We start from the raw sequence: 223 nt of genomic DNA on the forward strand, positions 1-223 counted from the left end.
CTCCGAATACACCGTTTCTGTTTACGGACATGCCGCCCACATATCGGTTTTCCGGCTGATTCTCTTCCAGTTTGACACTGATATCCCCATTGAAATTCCCCTCGGGAAATGTTCTGGCATAAGCCCATATCAAATGCTCTTTGTCCAAAATAAAGTCACTGATGCCGGTCCTGTCCATGATCTCCTCATAGTTTTCTGTTGTCTCCGGCTCACTCAACAGCTT

1 protein-coding gene is annotated in these 223 nt (G+C 46.6%); it reads right to left on the bottom strand.

Translation table 11 applies throughout. The features are described from left to right. A partial coding sequence (locus NE619_RS18625; RefSeq protein WP_256133939.1) for a hypothetical protein occupies positions 1-223 on the bottom strand: 223 nt, incomplete at both ends.

Origin of the sequence: Anaerovorax odorimutans (genome assembly GCF_024459955.1) — a bacterium.
Taxonomy (GTDB): Bacteria; Bacillota; Clostridia; order Peptostreptococcales; family Anaerovoracaceae; genus Hominibacterium; species Hominibacterium odorimutans_A.